Annotated in this window: 19 protein-coding genes; 4 read left to right on the top strand and 15 right to left on the bottom strand. The window is 75.1% G+C overall.

The window, feature by feature from the left end; all coding sequences use genetic code 11:
• Positions 1-123: 123 nt before the first annotated feature.
• From WJX68_RS02885 to WJX68_RS02950, 14 genes are all read right to left on the bottom strand, one after another.
• On the bottom strand, positions 124-1,095 hold the full coding sequence (locus tag WJX68_RS02885; RefSeq protein ID WP_340285986.1) for a glycine betaine ABC transporter substrate-binding protein: 972 nt from the start codon (positions 1,093-1,095) through the stop codon (positions 124-126).
• Between the two features lie 57 nt (positions 1,096-1,152).
• Complete coding sequence (locus tag WJX68_RS02890; RefSeq protein ID WP_340285987.1) at positions 1,153-1,947, bottom strand: ABC transporter permease; 795 nt, start codon at positions 1,945-1,947, stop codon at positions 1,153-1,155.
• Positions 1,944-2,996 (bottom strand): ABC transporter ATP-binding protein, encoded by a 1,053-nt coding sequence (locus WJX68_RS02895; RefSeq protein ID WP_340285988.1) that lies wholly within the window; start codon positions 2,994-2,996, stop codon positions 1,944-1,946. Before WJX68_RS02895 ends, WJX68_RS02890 begins: the two co-directional genes overlap by 4 nt.
• 13 nt (positions 2,997-3,009) lie before the next feature.
• A complete protein-coding gene (locus WJX68_RS02900) occupies positions 3,010-3,693 on the bottom strand; it encodes an ABC transporter permease (protein WP_340285989.1) in 684 nt (227 codons plus the stop codon).
• A gap of 398 nt (positions 3,694-4,091) precedes the next feature.
• Positions 4,092-5,675 (bottom strand): alpha/beta hydrolase, encoded by a 1,584-nt coding sequence (locus WJX68_RS02905; RefSeq protein ID WP_340285990.1) that lies wholly within the window; start codon positions 5,673-5,675, stop codon positions 4,092-4,094.
• 49 nt (positions 5,676-5,724) lie between these two features.
• Positions 5,725-6,477, bottom strand: coding sequence for a 3-hydroxybutyrate dehydrogenase (locus WJX68_RS02910; protein WP_340285991.1), 753 nt, complete (start codon positions 6,475-6,477; stop codon positions 5,725-5,727).
• A gap of 67 nt (positions 6,478-6,544) precedes the next feature.
• A complete protein-coding gene (locus WJX68_RS02915) occupies positions 6,545-7,264 on the bottom strand; it encodes an alkaline shock response membrane anchor protein AmaP (RefSeq protein WP_340285992.1) in 720 nt (239 codons plus the stop codon).
• Between the two features lie 2 nt (positions 7,265-7,266).
• Positions 7,267-7,815 carry a DUF6286 domain-containing protein gene (locus WJX68_RS02920; protein WP_340285993.1) on the bottom strand — a complete coding sequence of 183 codons (549 nt, stop codon included), beginning with the start codon at positions 7,813-7,815 and terminating at the stop codon, positions 7,267-7,269.
• Between the two features lie 30 nt (positions 7,816-7,845).
• Positions 7,846-8,274, bottom strand: coding sequence for a hypothetical protein (locus WJX68_RS02925; RefSeq protein ID WP_340285994.1), 429 nt, complete (start codon positions 8,272-8,274; stop codon positions 7,846-7,848).
• The gene (locus tag WJX68_RS02930; protein ID WP_340285995.1) at positions 8,271-8,447 is read right to left on the bottom strand and encodes a hypothetical protein; all 177 of its coding nucleotides are present in this window, start codon (positions 8,445-8,447) and stop codon (positions 8,271-8,273) included. Before WJX68_RS02930 ends, WJX68_RS02925 begins: the two co-directional genes overlap by 4 nt.
• Entirely contained in the window at positions 8,444-8,803 is a 360-nt protein-coding gene (locus WJX68_RS02935; protein WP_340285996.1) for a hypothetical protein, read from the bottom strand. Before WJX68_RS02935 ends, WJX68_RS02930 begins: the two co-directional genes overlap by 4 nt.
• Positions 8,804-8,819: 16 nt before the next feature.
• A complete protein-coding gene (locus tag WJX68_RS02940; RefSeq protein WP_340285997.1) occupies positions 8,820-9,188 on the bottom strand; it encodes a hypothetical protein in 369 nt (122 codons plus the stop codon).
• Positions 9,189-9,190: 2 nt separating this feature from the next.
• The gene (locus WJX68_RS02945) at positions 9,191-9,667 is read right to left on the bottom strand and encodes an Asp23/Gls24 family envelope stress response protein (protein WP_340285998.1); all 477 of its coding nucleotides are present in this window, start codon (positions 9,665-9,667) and stop codon (positions 9,191-9,193) included.
• A 100-nt stretch (positions 9,668-9,767) separates the two neighbouring features.
• Positions 9,768-10,481 (bottom strand): dihydrofolate reductase family protein, encoded by a 714-nt coding sequence (locus WJX68_RS02950; protein ID WP_340285999.1) that lies wholly within the window; start codon positions 10,479-10,481, stop codon positions 9,768-9,770.
• Between the two features lie 144 nt (positions 10,482-10,625).
• Between WJX68_RS02950 and WJX68_RS02955 the strand changes: the two genes are divergently transcribed.
• Genes WJX68_RS02955 through WJX68_RS02970 form a run of 4 tightly spaced genes read left to right on the top strand, consistent with a single transcriptional unit; the run spans position 10,626 to position 14,889 of the window.
• Positions 10,626-11,681, top strand: coding sequence for a FecCD family ABC transporter permease (locus tag WJX68_RS02955; RefSeq protein WP_340286000.1), 1,056 nt, complete (start codon positions 10,626-10,628; stop codon positions 11,679-11,681).
• Positions 11,678-12,799 carry a FecCD family ABC transporter permease gene (locus WJX68_RS02960; protein WP_340286001.1) on the top strand — a complete coding sequence of 374 codons (1,122 nt, stop codon included), beginning with the start codon at positions 11,678-11,680 and terminating at the stop codon, positions 12,797-12,799. The genes WJX68_RS02955 and WJX68_RS02960 overlap by 4 nt, the downstream gene beginning before the upstream one ends.
• Positions 12,796-13,671: an ABC transporter ATP-binding protein gene (locus WJX68_RS02965; protein WP_340286002.1), complete on the top strand. Its 876-nt coding sequence runs from the start codon at positions 12,796-12,798 to the stop codon at positions 13,669-13,671. Before WJX68_RS02960 ends, WJX68_RS02965 begins: the two co-directional genes overlap by 4 nt.
• A 24-nt stretch (positions 13,672-13,695) precedes the next feature.
• Positions 13,696-14,889, top strand: coding sequence for a trans-sulfuration enzyme family protein (locus tag WJX68_RS02970; RefSeq protein ID WP_340286003.1), 1,194 nt, complete (start codon positions 13,696-13,698; stop codon positions 14,887-14,889).
• A gap of 51 nt (positions 14,890-14,940) precedes the next feature.
• Here WJX68_RS02970 and WJX68_RS02975 read toward each other — a convergent pair whose 3' ends face one another.
• Positions 14,941-16,086, bottom strand: coding sequence for an acyl-CoA dehydrogenase family protein (locus WJX68_RS02975; protein WP_340286004.1), 1,146 nt, complete (start codon positions 16,084-16,086; stop codon positions 14,941-14,943).
• Between the last annotated feature and the right edge of the window lie 31 nt (positions 16,087-16,117).

Consider the following 16,117-nt stretch of genomic DNA (forward strand, 5'->3'; position numbering starts at 1 on the left):
GTCGCAGGGATGGTGCGGCCACCCGACCATGAACGGCTCCACGGCGCAACGTGCACACGCCGGAGACGCCGGCGGCCCCGCCCCCCTCGACGAGGTGGGACGGGGCCGCCGGCCGGACGGCGGTCAGCCGATGAAGCCCTTCGAGGTCAGCCAGTCGCGGGCGACCTGGCGCGGGTCCTGGCCGAACGAGGAGACCTTGCCGTTCAGGTCCAGGATGGTGTTGTAGTCCAGGGCCTGGGCGATCGGCGCGAGCACCTGCCGGACGGCCGGGTTGGCGTTGTAGACGTCGGCCTTGATGGTCGGCGCCGCGTTGTAGGTGACGTGGTACTTCTTGTCGTCGTCGAGGACCTTCAGCTTCAGGCCGGGGATGCGGCCGTCGGTGGTGAAGACCTCGCCGAACAGGCACTTGTTGTCGGCGGTGGCCTGGTAGATCACGCCGGTCGCGAGCACCTGCGGGTTCTGCGCGGTGAAGCCGTAGGTCTTCTCCAGGCCGCGCAGGCCGTCGTCACGCGAGTTGTACTCGGTCTCCACGCACACCGAGCCGGCCGGGGCCTTGCCCGAGTTGATGTAGTCGGCCATCTGCGACAGCGACGTGATGCCGAGCTCCTGCGCCTTCGCCTCGGTCATGGCGAACGCGTAGGTGTTGTTGAAGTTGGCCTTGTCCAGCCACTGGATCTTGTTCTGCTCCAGGTCCCGCTGCGCGACGAGGTTGTAGAGCTCGTTGTCGTCGGTGATGCGGCGGGTCTCCTTGAAGAACGACGCCCACGCGGTGCCGGTGTACTCCCAGTAGATGTTGATGTCACCGGCGATCAGCGCCTGGCGGGTGACGTCGGTACCACCGGTGTTGCAGCGGTCGGTGACCTGGCCCCCGGCCGACTCGAGCGCGGCGACGGTGATCTGGCAGAGCACCAGCTGCTCGTCGAAGTTCTTGCCGCCGACGACGTACTGCTGGCCGTTCAGGTTGCCGGCCTGGGCGAGCGAGCCGCCGGAGGCCGAGGGGCCGCTGCCGCTCAGGCCGCCACAGCCCGCGAGGGCGACGGCCGTGACCGCGGCCATCGCGGTCAGGGCGAGACGCCGGGATCGTCCGAACTTCACGTGTCCTCCAGAGGAAGCGGTACTGCGGGGATTCGGGGGCGTTCGCGGGGGAGCGGGTCAGCCGGCGTTGCGGCGGACCGCGTACTCGGCGAGACCGGCGAGCCAGTCCACGATCAGGGCCAGCGCGGCGACGATGGTCGCGGCGACGAGCGTCCCGGTGGGGCGGCCGAGCTCGAGCATGCCCTTGATCGGCTCGCCGAGTCCGCCGGCACCGACGTAGGTGGCCAGGGCGGCGGTGCCGACGTTCAGCACGAGCGCGACGCGGACGCCGGCGACCATGACCGGGGTGGCCAGCGGCAGCTCGACGCGGAACAGCGTCTGGCGGGCGGACATGCCGATGCCGCGGGCGGCCTCGATCAGCGCCCGGTCGACCTGCTGCAGCCCGACGACGGTGTTGGTCAGCACCGGCAGCAGCGCGGCCAGCGCGAGCGCCACGACCGCGGTCGGCAGGCCGAGCCCGAGCGGGGAGAACGCCAGCAGCACGATCACGCCGAACGCGGGCAGGGCCTGCATGAAGCCGGTGAACGCCAGCACCGGGCGCTGGATCCGGCGCGCGGACGGGCGGCTGATGGCGATGCCCGCGGGGATCGCCACCACGATCACGACGAGCGTGGACAGCCCGGTCAGGATGAGGTGCTCGACGAGCCGCTGGCCCAGCGACCCGGGGTTGATCACCGAGCGCTCGACGTCGTCGAGACCCTGCGACGCGGCGTAGGCGATGACCAGCAGCAGGCCGATGACCGCGATGAGCGGGTTGACGATCAGGGACCGGTCGAACCTCTGCCGCGACCGGCGCACGACCTCCTCGGTCGTGGGTGCCCCGGCCGACGGGGCGGCGGCGGGGGCGCTCACGCGCCGGCCTTGGTCTTGAGGCCCTCGACGAGGTCCTTCCACCACAGCGCACCCTGCAGCTGCTGCTGCTCGTCGACGACGGCGACCAGCTCGGTCTGCGCGTCGAGCATGATGTCGACGGCGTCGTAGACGGTGCCGGTGCGCGGCACGGTCACGAGCTTCGGCAGGTCCGCGGTGCCGGGCAGGTACGCCCAGCGCACCGGGCGGCCCTGCGCGTCGGCCTCGTAGGTGGGCGAGCCGTTGCGCTCGGCCTGCCCGTCGAGGCCCACGGTCTGCAGCTCCAGACGCGACAGCTCCAGCAGCGACAGCCGCCGTACCGCGGCGCCCGCGCCGACGAACTCGGCGACGAACTCGTTCGCCGGGTGGGTCAGCACGGTGTCGGGGGTGTCGTACTGCTGCAGCGTGCCGCCGGGACCGAACACGGCGATCCGGTCGCCGAGCTTGACGGCCTCGGTGAGGTCGTGGGTGACGAAGCAGATGGTCTTGGCGATCTGCTGCTGCAGCTCCAGGAACTCGTCCTGGATGCGCTCGCGGGTGATCGGGTCGATCGCGCCGAACGGCTCGTCCATCAGCATCACCGACGGGTCCGCGGCCAGCCCGCGGGCGACGCCGACGCGCTGCTGCTGGCCGCCGGAGAGCTGGCGGGGGTAGCGGTCGCGGTAGTCCTTGGGCTCGAGCCCCACCAGGTGCAGCAGCTCGTCGACCCGGGCGGTGATCCGGTTGCGGTCCCAGCCGAGGATCCGCGGGACGACGGCGATGTTGTCGCCGATGGTGAAGTGCGGGAACAGGCCGACCTGCTGGATGACGTAGCCGATGCGGCGGCGCAGCTCGTCGGCGTTGACCGCGGTGACGTCCTCGCCGTCGAGCAGGATCCGCCCGGTGGTCGGCTCGATGAGCCGGTTCATCATCTTCAGCGTGGTCGTCTTCCCGCAGCCCGACGGCCCGATGAACATCGAGATGGTCCCCTCGGGGACCTCCAGGTTGAGCTCCTGGACCGCCGGCGCGCCGGCCTTCGGGTAGGTCTTGCTGATGCCTTCGAGGGCGATCATCGGCTTACCGGAATCAGACACGGATCCCCCTCGGGGTGGTGAAGCGCTGCACGATCCAGAACACGATCTCGTAGACGGCAGCCACGACGAGGCAGCCGAGAGTGGCCGCCAGAACCTGGTTGAACGAGTTGACCGACCCGAGACGCTGCAGGCCGAGGAACAGGGACGAGCCGAAGCCCGGCCCGTTGATGGCACCGGCGACGACGGCGATACCGATGATGATCAGGACGGCGACCCGGATGCCGGACAGGATGACCGGCCAGGCCAGCGGGAGCTGGATGGTGAACATCCGCCGCACCGGGCCCATGCCCATGCCGCGGGCGGACTCGAGCACGGCGTCGTCGACCGAGGAGAGCCCGGCGACGACGTTGCGCAGCACCGGGTAGATCGAGTAGATCGTCAGCGCGACCAGCGACGGCGTGACCCCCAGCCCCAGCAGCGGCTGCAGCAGGCCGAACAGCGCCAGCGACGGGATCGTGAGGGCGGCGGAGAACGCGATCAGCAGACCTTCCCGCGACCCGGCCCGCAGCGGCTTGCGCCAGGACTCCGGGGTCAGCCGGTTGGTGTGCAGCACCGTGCCCGCCACCAGCGAGATGACCACCGCGATTCCGACCGCGATGGCGACCAGCAGGAAATGCTGCTGGCCGTAGAACACCAACGTGCTGAGTTGGGTTCCGACATAGGTGAAGAAATCCACCGTGCTCCTTCCGCCCGGGTCCCGTGCCCGCCGAGTGGGGCAGGAGTGCGGACCTTCTGCACCACTCGTCGCCGGGTCCACTCGGCGTTACACCGTCCCGAACGACGTGACCGGCCCACACGACGCGCCCACCGGTGTGGCGGGTGCGACCTGCGGTGCTGTGGTCGACGGACGGAGCCTAACGGCAGAACGGGGAGGGGGTAAGGCGATCGCCGGGCCGCCGGGCGGGCCCCGCACCCATTCCGGGAAACGATTCGTTCCCGTTCCCGCAGGTCGCGGCCTTTTCGGGGTGGGCTGTCGCAACCGCACCGGAAATCGGTGGATACGAAACCGTGACCTGGTGCAGGGGTGTCGCCCCGGTCCGGGCTCACCCTCGGTGACCCGCACGGAGCATGCGGTTACGGCGGGCAGACCACCGGCTGCGACGGGGCGCGTCCCTCGACCAGCGCCCGCTCCACCACCCCGGTGACGCAGGGGGTCCGCGGGTAGGCGCCCGTGCCGGCGCCCTGCCAGCGCACCGTCCGCCCGGTCGCGAGCCGGGACGCGGTCCGCTCGGCCCCGCTCTGCGGTGCCCGCGGGTCCTGCGCGGTCCCGATGACCACGACCGGGGGCGGCGGGGCGCCCTGCGGCCCCGGCGGCGCGACCGGGCCGCCCGAGGGCCACGGACCGCACGCCACGAGCGACTGGGCCGCGCCCACCCCGAACAGCGGAAAGCGCTGCACCCACTGTCCGGCGAGCCCGGCGGCCTCGCCCGGGGTGACCCGGACCCGGGTGTCGTTGCAGCGGGTGGCCAGGACGGCGTCGAAGCGGCCCTGCGGGCCCCCGTACGGCGCCAGGACGCGGACCAGGCCGGCCGGGTCGCCGTCGCCGGCGGCGACCAGCGCGGACTGCAGCTCCGGCCAGCGGGCCGGCTGGGCCAGCAGGGAGCGCACGGCCTGCAGGGCGGCCCCCGCGGTGACCGCGTCGCCGTCGCCGGCGGGCAGGGCGGTGCGGGAGAGCCGGTACACGAGCTCGTCGACGTAGCCGCGGGGGTCGGGACCCAGCGGGCAGGCCGGCGACGCGGTGCACGCGGCGGCGAAGGAGTCGAAGGCGGCCTCGGCGGCGGCCGTGGTGGCCTCGGTGCGGGCGGGCTCGTCGAGGGTGGGGTCGCCGGGACCGTCCAGGACGACCCGCCCGGCCGAGCCCGGGTGGGCCGCGACCCAGCCGGCGGCGGCGTCGGCGCCGTCGCCGACGGCGTACACGTCGAGCCGGGCGGTCCCGAGCGTGGCCCGCAGCGACTCGAGGTCGTCGGCGCTGCTCGCGGCCCGGTAGCTGGTCAGGGTGCCCGACAGCAGCAGGTTGCAGTCCTGCACGACCTCGCGCGCCCGCTCCAGCAGCCGGCTCATGGCGGCCTCGTCGCGCCGGTCCGGGCCCGCGTCCAGCAGGGCCACCCGGGCGTCGACGGGCGCGCAGTCGAGCAGGTCCTCGCCGGCGCCGCGGCGGTCCATGCCGATCACCTGGTAGCGGTCGAGCACCGTCGCGGGCAGGCGGCCGGCGAGGGTCACGGCGGCGCGGGCGGAGCCGTCGGTCCCGGTGTCGCCCAGCACGACCAGCGCGGGACGGTCGGCGGGCGCGCCGGGCGCGGTGACCCGGGTCAGGCCGAGCCGGGCCGGGCCGAGGTCGGGCCGCGACCGGTCGGCGGGCACGGTGAGCCGGGCGCAGCCGACCTGCAGCGCGCGTCCGGACGGGAGCGGGGTCCCGGCGGCGGCCAGCGCCGCGGTCGCGTCCGCGGTGCAGTCGGTGAAGCCCGGCCCGGTGCGCACCGGCTCGGAGCCGGGCAGCAGGTCCGGGTCCGCGGCGGGCCCGGCGGCCGAGGACGGGGGAGCGGCGGGCAGCAGCTCGCCGCGCACCGCCACCGGCGGCCGCTGCGACGGGCCCACCGCGCACCCGGCGACCAGCAGCACGGCGGTGAGCAGGATCCCGAGCACACTCCACCGCCGCACGGACGCAGACGATGCCAGTGCCCCGGTGTGGCCCGGGTGTGGCCCCGGGTCAGCGGGCGGTCCAGCCACCGTCCTGCGACAGCGAGGTGCCGGTGATCGACGCCGACGCCGGGCCCCACAGCAGCGCGGCCAGCTCGGCGGTCTCGGCGGGCTCGATCAGCCGCTTCACCGCGACCGGGGTCAGCATGATCTTCTCGACGACCTCGTCCTCGGAGATGCCGTGCGTGCGGGCCTGGTCGGCGATCTGGGCCTCGACCAGCGGGGTGCGGACGTAGGCCGGGTTGATGCAGTTGCTGGTGACGCCGTGGGCGGCGCCCTCCAGCGCGGTGACCTTGGACAGGCCCTCCAGGCCGTGCTTGGCCGAGACGTAGGCCGACTTGAACGGCGAGGCGCGCAGACCGTGCGCGCTGGAGATGTTGACGACGCGGCCCCAGCCGCGCTCGTACATGTGCGGCAGCGAGCGCCGGATCAGCCGGAACGGCGACTCGAGCATCAGGCGCAGGATCGAGGAGAACGTGTCCGGGTCGAAGTCCTCCAGCCGGGACACGTGCTGGCGGCCGGCGTTGTTGACCAGGACGTCGACGTCGGAGGGGAGCTGCTCGACGGCGTCGAGGTCGGACAGGTCGCAGCCGATCGGGGTGATCGCGTCGCTGTCGGCCGCGAGGGCCTTCACCCGGTCCTCGGCGAGGTCGACCGCGTAGACCTCGGCACCGTCGGCGGCCAGGCGCTGCGCCACGGCCGCCCCGATCCCGCTGCCCGCCCCGGTCACGAGGGCCTTCCTGCCGTCCAGCACTCCACTCATGACGACGACCGTACGGTCCGTGACGGCCCGGCCCGCTGTGAAGCGGGTCACCCGGGACCGGTGGCGGTCAGGAGACCCGGGGGCGCTCGGCCCGGCGCGCGGCGTCGAGCTCCAGCCGGACGGCGACGGGCAGGTCGGCCAGGCCGAGCGCGTCGCGGATGCCGGGCAGCACCTCGGCGTCGAGCCGGCGGCAGATCTCGGCCACCTCGCCGTCGGCGGCGTCCTCGTCGACCCAGACGGTGGCGCGGACCGCGGGCGCCGACACGCTGCCGACCATGCGGGCCCGGGCCCGGCTCACGCCGGGCAGGGCCGCGGCACCGTCGGCGACGGCGTCGGCCGCGGCGGAGGCGCCGATCCGGATCTCCGTGCCGGGGCCGCCGTCGAGCACCAGGTCCGGGCGGGACTCCGGGCGCAGCGAGCGCGCGGCCCACCACAGTCCGAGCACGACCAGCAGCACACCGGCGACGACCGCGACGAACCGCGCGGCGGTGCCGTTGGCCAGCAGGAACTGCTCGACCATCGGATCGAGGACCGGCCGCTGCGGCCGGTACACCCCGAACACCCCGGTGACCAGCAGGACGGTCAGGACACCGGCGGCGAGTAGGACCAGACCCAGCAGGACCAGCCCGCCGCGGGCGCCGCCCGCGGAGCGGTGGCGGGCGCGCCGGGCGGTGCGGGCCGCGCGCCGCGTGCCGCTCGGTGCGGCGGCGGGCACGGTCGCGGGGGTGCCGGTCGGGGTGCCGGTCGGGGTGCCGGTCGGGGTGCCGGTCGGGGTGTCGGCGGTCATGCTCACTGCACTCCCTTCGCGCCCGGCTGGTCCGGGGTCGCGCGCACGGTCAGGCGCGGGCGGCGCGCCAGGGGCAGGGCGTCGAGGACGCCGGAGGCGGCGGCGCGGGCGGAGTCGCGGATCTCGGCGGTGTCGCCGCGGCCGCGGGCCCGGACGACGACCGAGCCGGCCGACGCCGTCACCGACGCCGCGCTCACCGCGTCGGCGGCGCGCACCCGCGTCCCGACCAGGCGGGCCAGCACGCGCGGCGCGGTCGACACGGACAGGCCCGGCGACGGGGAGTCCAGCGCGACGTCGTGGCGGCGCGCGAGCAGGCCGATCGCCAGCAGCAGCGCACCGGCGACGATGCCCGCGACGGCGATCCAGAGGACCGGCTGTGCGGTCCAGAGGGTGTTCTGCAGGGTCGTGCGCCAGTCGCGCCACGGCACGAGCAGGCCGGCGCCGGACACCCGTCCGGCCCAGGCGACGACGACCTCGACGACGAGGAGCACCCCCAGCGCGGCCACGCCGAGGCTGACCAGCGGTGCGAGGACGCGGAGCAGGACACGCACGACGTCCGACCTCCTTCGATCAGGGCGTGCTCACCGCACGCGGGGGGTGTCCGATCCGGCGCGGGACGCGGCGCCGTCGTCGTCGGGCTGCAGGGCCTCGACCTCGACGGTGAACCCGCGCAGCCGGTGGCCGGTGGTGCGGCGCAGGTCGGCGTCGACGCGTTCGCGGATGTCGGCGACGGCGGCGCGCACCGACCCCGGGTGGACCAGGGTCACGCGCAGCCGCACGTCGACCTCGCCCGCCCCGCCGACGGCCTCGCCCACGGTGCCCCGGGCCGGCCCGGGACGGCGGGTGACGCGGGCGCTGGGGCCCGACTCGCCGACGTCGAGACCGGCGACCCGGCGCGCGCGGTGGCGGGTCGCGGGTGCGGTGTCCGCGGCGTACTCGACGATCTTGCGGAAGACCGCGGGGTCGACGTCGAGGACCCCGCGGTCGGCGGGGTCGGGCAGGGTGCTCACCGGTCGCGGCCCCGGCCGAGGCCGGAGACGTCCAGCTCGCCGTCGAGGACCCGGCCGACCAGCAGGCCGACCGCGCCGAGCACGAGCGTGATGACGAAGGCGAGGAAGCCGCCGGTGGCGCCGGCGATGCCGAGCAGGAGGCCCGCGAGCAGGCCGGTCTGGGTGGCGTTCATGGGGTGTCCTCTCCGGGACGGGGCGAGCGGGGGTCGAACCAGCCGGGCCGGTCGACCCGGGGATGCGTGCGACGGCGGATGGTGCGGATCAGGGCGACCAGCACCCGGGTGGGCAGCGGCAGGTCGGGCACGATCTCGATCGGGGCGTCGTAGCGGCGATCGTCGGCCGTGGGTGCCCGGCCGGGCGCAGGTCCGGCGGGGCGCCCCTCGGACAGCGCGCGGAAGCGCGCCAGCCCGGCGCGGAAGACCTCGGGGTCCCCGCCGCGGTCGGGGTGGTGGGTGCGGACGAACGCCCGGTACGCCGAGCGCTGCTCGGGGGTCAGCCCGGCGTGCCCGCCGGAGCCCGGTCCGTCCATCCGCTCCCACCTCCGATCAGGGGACCTCCACGTCGGCGACCGTCACGTCGACCGGTGCCCCGTCGACCAGCGGCGCGAGGGTGGCCCGCAGCGCCGCGACCGTAGCCGGGATCGGCCGGTCCAGCGTCAGCACCACCCCGATCTCGACGGGGTCGCCCGGATCGCCGACGTGCACGCCGACCAGCCGGCGGCCCGGCAGCCAGGTCGCGACGGTGCCGAAGGTGCCGCCGTCGAGCCGGACGACCGAGGGGTGCGCGCGCACGACCTCGGCGACGAGCTCGGCGCGCGAGGGCTCGGACTCGCGACGCCGCTGCGCCGCGACCTCCGCCGCGCCGGGGGACCCGGTCACGACGGCGGCCGGCGACCGCGGGGTCTCGGGCGGCACGCTCACTCCACGACGCGGCCGGTCGGGACCGGCGCGGGGACCTCGTCGCGGTCGTCGTCCTCGGTGGCGAGGTGGATGTCGTTGACCGAGATGTTGACCTCGATGACCTCGAGGCCGGTCATCCGCTCGACCGCGCCGATGACGTTGCGGCGCACGGCCGAGGCCAGGTCGGCGATGGCGACGCCGTACTCGACGACGAGGTCCAGGTCGACCGCGGCCTGCTTCTCGCCGACCTCGACGGCCACGCCGGCGATGTTCGACGCGCCGGTGGCGCCGCCGCCGGGGATGCGCTCGCGCAGCGCGCCGAACGCCCGCGAGGCGCCCGAGCCCATCGAGTACACGCCGGAGACCTCGCGGGCCGCGATGCCGGCGATCTTCTGCACGACCGAGGCGGCGATGGTGGTGCGGCCCTGGCCGTTGGTCTCGAGTCGGTTCGCCGGGGCGGCGGTGGTGGTCGTGGCCGGGGTGCTGGAGGTCATCCGGTGCTCCTCTCGCGGACCGCGCCCGGCGTGCGGGGCGGTCGTCGTGCGTGTGCTGTCCCCTGTGAGATGCCCACCGGCGCCGCCGCCTCACGGTAGTTCACCCGTTCGGAGCACGCCGGGGGTCGTGGCGGGCGCGGACGTAGTGCAGCAGCAGCGTCCCGTCGGGGGCGGCCTCGTGTCCGGCCAGGCGCAGCGCGCGCGGGTCCGGGGCGGGCGCGGGACCGGTCGCGATCCGCCCGGCCGGGCCGCCGACGAGCACCGGGACCACGGTGAGCCGCAGCTCGTCGACCGCGTCGGCGGCGACGAGCGCGCCCAGCAGGGTCGGCCCGCCCTCGCACAGCACCGAGGTGTGGCCGCGCCCGCCCAGGGCGGCGAGCACCGCGGCCGGGCCCAGGCCGGGCAGCAGCACGACGTCGGCGCCGGCCGCGGCGAGGGCGTCGCGGCGGTGGCGGGGGGCGGCGGCCGTGGTCAGCACCACCGGCGGGGTGAGGGTGTCGGTGAACAGCCGCGCACCCGGGTCCAGGTCGGCCGAGCCGGTCACGACGGCCACCGGCGGCGGCGGGCCCGGCGGGCGTCCGTCCGGGCCGGGCGGTCGCGGGCGCACGCCGCGGTAGTCCTCGTCGCGGGCGGTGCCCGCCCCGACCAGCACGACGTCCGCGGCGCGGCGCAGCCGCCGGAACAGCTCCCGGTCGGCGGGGGTGGACAGCCCGGCCGAGCCCGCGCCGCCCGCGGTGACGGCGCCGTCGGCGGAGCCGACCATGATCGCGGTGACCCGCGGGCGCGGGGGAGCGGCGGGGGCGTCGGGGACCACGGGCAGAGGATGCCCGCCGCCCGGGACGTGACGCACGGGGGAGTTCTCCCCATAGGGCAGCCTCACTTATGGTGAGCGGAGCCCCACCAGTCGGGTGGGGTCGTGCCGTGGGGGCACCGTCGGGACAGGGGGCCGTGAGCCGAGGTGAACGCGACCAGCGTCCGACCACGAGCGTCCGGGGCGTCCGCGCCGCCGCGGGGCTCCTCGCGCCGCCGACGGCTGCTGGGGCTCGCCGCCCTCGCCGCGGCGCTGCTGATCGCGGTGCTGGCCAGCATCGCGATCGGCACCAAGGTCATCCCACCGAACGAGGTGCTCTCCGCGCTCGTCGCCCCGACCGGCAGCGAGAACGACGTGGTGATCCGCTCGCTGCGGATCCCGCGGACGCTGCTCGGCGTCCTGGTCGGGATCGCACTGGGCCTCGCCGGCGCGCTCGTGCAGGGCTTCACCCGCAACCCGCTCGGCGACCCCGGGCTGCTCGGCGTGAACGCCGGCGCCGCGTTCTTCGTGGTCATCGGCATCTACGTCTTCGGCGTCAGCTCGCTGTTCGGCTACGTCTGGTTCGCCTTCGCCGGGGCGCTGGTCGCCAGCGTCGCGGTGTTCCTGATCGGGACCCGGGCGCCCGGCGGCGCCACCCCGGTCTCGCTGGCGCTCGCCGGGGCCGCGGTGACGTTCCTGCTGCAGGCGGGCACGTCGTCGGTCGTGCTGCTCGACGAGACCAGCCTCGACGCCTACCGGTTCTGGGTCGTGGGTTCGCTCGCCGGGCGCGACGCGGCCGTCGCCGGTCAGGTCGTCTGGTTCGTCGTCGCGGGGGCGGTGCTGGCGCTGGCCGTCGCGCCGGCGCTCAACGCGCTGTCCCTCGGCGACGACGTCGCGACCTCGCTCGGGCACTCGGTGCGCCGCACCCGGGTGGTCGGGGTCGTCGCCATCACCCTGCTCGCGGGCGCGGCCACCGCCGCCTGCGGGCCGATCGTGTTCCTCGGCCTGATCGTGCCGCACGTCGTGCGGGTGTTCACCGGGCCCGACCACCGGTGGCTGCTGCCCGCGTCCGGCCTGGCCGGTGCGGTGCTGCTGCTGCTCGCCGACGTCGTCGGACGGGTGGTGGCCCGCCCCGGCGAGCTGCAGGTCGGCATCGTGGTCGCGCTGATCGGCGGACCGTTCTTCATCGCGCTGGTGCGCCGGCGCAAGCTGGGGGCCGTGTGAGCAGCGGGACCGACACCCGGCCGGGCCCGCCCGCCGGCGCCCGGCCCGGCCCGGCGGGCGTGCCCGGGCGGCGCGCCCTGCGGGCCGGGCGCTTCTCCGCCGTCCTGCGGGTGCGCACCGCGGTCGTGCTGGGCGCGTGCGCGGCCGCCCTGGTCCTGGCCGCGGCGGTGAACATGGGCCGCGGCGACTACCCGATCGCGATCACCGACGTGCTGGCGACGCTGTTCGGCGGCGGCGACGCCGGCCAGCAGCTCGTCGTGCTGGAGCTGCGGCTGCCCCGGACCCTGGTCGGCGCGCTGGTCGGCGGCGCGCTCGCCGTCTCCGGTGCGATCCTGCAGTCCGTCGCCCGCAACCCGCTGGCCAGCCCGGACATCATCGGCGTGCAGTGGGGCGCGAGCGCGGCCGCGGTGTTCGTCATCGTGCTCGGTGGCGGCGCGGCCGGGGTGGGCGGCGCGTTCGCCTCGCTCGGCATCCCGCTGGCCGCGCTGACCGGCGGCCTGCTCGCCTCGGTCGCGGTCTACGTGCTGGCCTGGCGGCGCGGCATCCAGGGCTTCCGGCTGGTGCTGATCGGCATCGGGATCCAGGCGGTGCTGGTCGCGGCCGTGCAGTGGCTGCTCACCGTGGCCCAGATCTACCAGGCCGCGCAGGCCCAGGTGTGGCTCAACGGCAGCCTCAACGCCCGCAGCTGGAACGAGGTCGTGCCGCTGTCGGTCGCGATGGCGGTGCTCGTCCCGGCCGCCCTGGTACTGGTGCACCTGCTGGGCGCGCTGCGCTTCGACGACGACACCGCCCGCGGCCTGGGCGTGCGCGTCGACGGGGCGCGCACGGCCCTGCTGCTCGTCGCCGTCGGGCTCGCCTCGGCCGCCACGGCCGCCGCCGGGCCGATCGCGTTCATCGCGCTGGTGTCCCCGCAGATCGCCCGGCGGCTGTGCCGGGTCGGGACCCCGCCGATCGGCGTCTCGCTCGTGCTCGGGGCGGCGCTGACCGTCCTGTCGGACCTGATCGCCCGCACCGCGCTGGGCGCCGTCGAGCTCCCGGTCGGCATCGTGACCGCGGTGCTCGGCGCCCCGTTCCTGCTCTACCTGCTCGCCCGCACCCGCCAGGAGGCCCGCCGATGAGCGCCCACACCGAGGACCGGACCGCCGCCCCGACCGCGGGGGAGCCCGTACCGGGGGCCGTCCGGCTCGCGGCCCGCGACGTCTCGCTGGGCTACGGCGACCGCACCATCGTCGAGGGGCTCGACCTGGAGGTGCGCCCCGGCGAGGTCACCACGGTCATCGGGCCGAACGGCTGCGGCAAGTCCACCGTGCTGCGGGCGCTGGGCCGGCTGCTCCCGGCCCGCACCGGGCAGGTGCTGCTCGACGGCAAGCGGATCGACCGCACCCCCACCAAGGACGTCGCCCGGGTGCTGGGGATCCTGCCCCAGTCCCCGCTGGCGCCCGAGGGACTGACCGTCGGCGACCTCGTCGCCCGCGGGCGGCACCCGCACCAGGCCTGGTACCGGCAGTGGTCCGGCGACGACGAGCGCGCCGTCGCCGAGGCGCTGGCCTGGACCGGGCTGTCGGAGCTGGCCGACCGTCCGGTGGACGAGCTGTCCGGCGGCCAGCGCCAGCGCGCCTGGATCTCGATGGCGCTGGCCCAGGAGACCGACCTGCTGCTGCTCGACGAGCCGACCACCTTCCTCGACCTCGCCCACCAGGTCGACGTGCTGGAGCTGGTGCGGCGGCTGCAGACCGAGGCCGGGCGGACCGTGGTCATGGTGCTGCACGACCTCAACCTCGCCGCCCGCTACGCCGACCGGCTCGTCGCGATGAAGGACGGCCGCATCGTCGCCGCCGGCGCGCCGGCCGAGGTCGTCACCGAGGAACTGCTGGCCGAGGTGTTCGGGCTGCGCGCCCGGGTGCTGCCGGACCCGGTGACCGGCACACCGCTGGTGGTCCCGGACGCGGGTCCGTCGCTGCGCGCGCCCGAGGCCGTCGCCGGCGGCTGAGCCCGCGGCGGGAGGATCGGGGGCATGGAACCCGTCCACCTCGCGACCCGGGCGGTGCACGCCGGCAACGGCGTCGACCCCGCGACCGGCGCGATCCGCCGCCCGATCGTCGCCGCGAACTCCTACGCCCTGCCCGGGGACCCGTCCGAGCTGGACTGGTCGGGCACCGCGACCCGGCTCTACACCCGCAACGGTGGGGCCAACCAGGGCTGGCTGGAGGACAAGCTCGTCGCGCTGGAGGACCCGTCGGGCGTGACGCCGGGCGGCTGCGCCGCGGTCGCGCTCGCGTCCGGGGTGGCGGCGCTGCACGCGGTGTTCTTCACCTTCCTGCGCACCGGCGACCACGTCGTCAGCTCCGACGTCACCTACGTCGCGACGCACCGGCTGCTGACCGAGCTCCTGCCGCAGCGGTGGGGGGTCACCGCGACCCTGGTCGACTCCTCCGACCCGGACGCGGTGCGCGCCGCGATCCGCCCGCGGACCCGGCTGGTGCACGTCGAGACCCCCGCGAACCCGACGACCCGGATCACCGACGTCGACGCCGTCGCCGCCGTCGCGCACGAGGCCGGGGCGCTGCTCAGCGTCGACGCCACGTTCGCGACGCCGGTGCTGCAGCGCCCGCTCGAACGCGGCGCCGACCTCGTCGTGCACTCGCTGACCAAGTACGTCAACGGCCACGGCGACGCGATGGGCGGCGCGGTGCTGGGGCGCCGCGAGCTCGTCGAGCGGATCCGGGCCGACGCGATGGTCGACGCCGGCGGGGTGATCAGCCCGTTCAACGCCTGGCTGATCGCCCGCGGCGCGGTGACCCTGCCGATGCGGATGCGCGCGCACTGCGCGGGCGCGCAGCAGGTCGCAGAGTACCTGGAGACCCGCCCGGAGGTCGCGTACGTCGCCTACCCGGGGCTGGCGTCGCACCCCCAGCACGAGCTCGCGTCCCGCACCCTCGACGGCGGCTACGGCGGCATGCTCGCCTTCGCGCTCGACGGCCCGCCGGAGCGCCAGAACCGGTTCGTCGCGGCCCTGCGGATCATCACCTCGGCGGTGTCGCTGGGCCACGACGAGTCGCTGGTCGTGCACGTCGGTGCGGGCTCGTCCGGGCGGGCTGCGCACTTCCCGCCGGAGTTCCGCCGCCTGGGCCACCTGCGCCTGTCGGTGGGCCTGGAGGACCCGCGCGACCTCGTCGCCGACCTGGAGCAGGCACTGGCGCGCTCGTGAGCGGTTCCCGGCGCCGCGCCACCGGGAACCGCCCACGGGCGGCGGGGACGGTCAGCCGATGAGCGACCGGCCGACGATCTCCTTCATGATCTCGTTGGTGCCGCCGTAGATCGCCTGCACGCGGGAGTCCACGAACGCGCGGGCGATCGGGTACTCCAGCATGTAGCCGTAGCCGCCGTGCAGCTGCACGCAGCGGTCGACGACGCGGTTCTGCAGGTCCGAGCACCACCACTTGGCCTTGGCCGCGTCGGGCACGGACAGCTCGCCCTCGCCGTTGTGCTCGGTGATGCAGCGGTCCACGAAGACCCGCGCGATGGACACCTCGGTGTCCATCTCGGCGAGCTCGAAGCGGGTGTTCTGGAAGTTCGCCACCGGGCGGCCGAAGGCCTTGCGCTCCTTGGTGTACTCCAGCGTCATCCGCACGGCGGCCTCGGCGCCCGCCACCGAGGCGACGGCGATCGAGAGCCGTTCCTGCGCGAGGTTCTGCATGAGGTAGATGAACCCCTGGCCGACCTCGCCGAGCCGGTTGGCGTCGGGCACGCGGACGTCGGTGAAGCTCAGCTCCGCGGTGTCCTGGGCCTTCATGCCGACCTTCTTCAGGCGGCGGCCGCGCTCGAAGCCCTCCATCCCGCGCTCCACCACGAACAGGGTGAAGCCGAGGTGCTTGGCGTCCGGGTCGGTCTTGGCGACGACGATCACCAGGTCGGCGAGGATGCCGTTGGTGATGAACGTCTTGGAGCCGTTGAGGATCCAGTCGTCGCCGTCGCGGCGGGCGTTGGTGGCGATGCCCTGCAGGTCCGAGCCGGTGCCCGGCTCGGTCATGGCGATCGCGGTGATCAGCTCACCGGAGCAGAAGCCGGGCAGCCAGCGCTGCTTCTGCTCCTCGGTGCACAGTCGCAGCAGGTAGGGCTGCACGACGTCGTTGTGCAGCGGGAAGCCGATCCCGCTGGCCCCGGCGGCGACGATCTCCTCGGCGAGGATCGCGTTGTAGCGGAAGTCGTCGACGCCGCCGCCGCCGTACTCCTCGGGCACCGCGGTCCCGAGCAGGCCGGCCGCACCGGCCGCCGTCCAGACCGCCCGGTCGACCTGGCCGTCGTCCTCCCACTGCTCGTGGTGCGGGGTGACCTCCTTCGCGATGAAGGTCCGGCACAGGTCGCGGAACGCGTCGTGTTCGTCGTCGAAGATCTCGCGCTGCATGGTCGTGAGTGTCACATACCCGCCGGTAACC

Origin of the sequence: Pseudonocardia spirodelae (assembly GCF_037727765.1) — a bacterium.
In the GTDB taxonomy this organism is placed as follows: Bacteria; Actinomycetota; Actinomycetes; order Mycobacteriales; family Pseudonocardiaceae; genus Pseudonocardia; species Pseudonocardia spirodelae.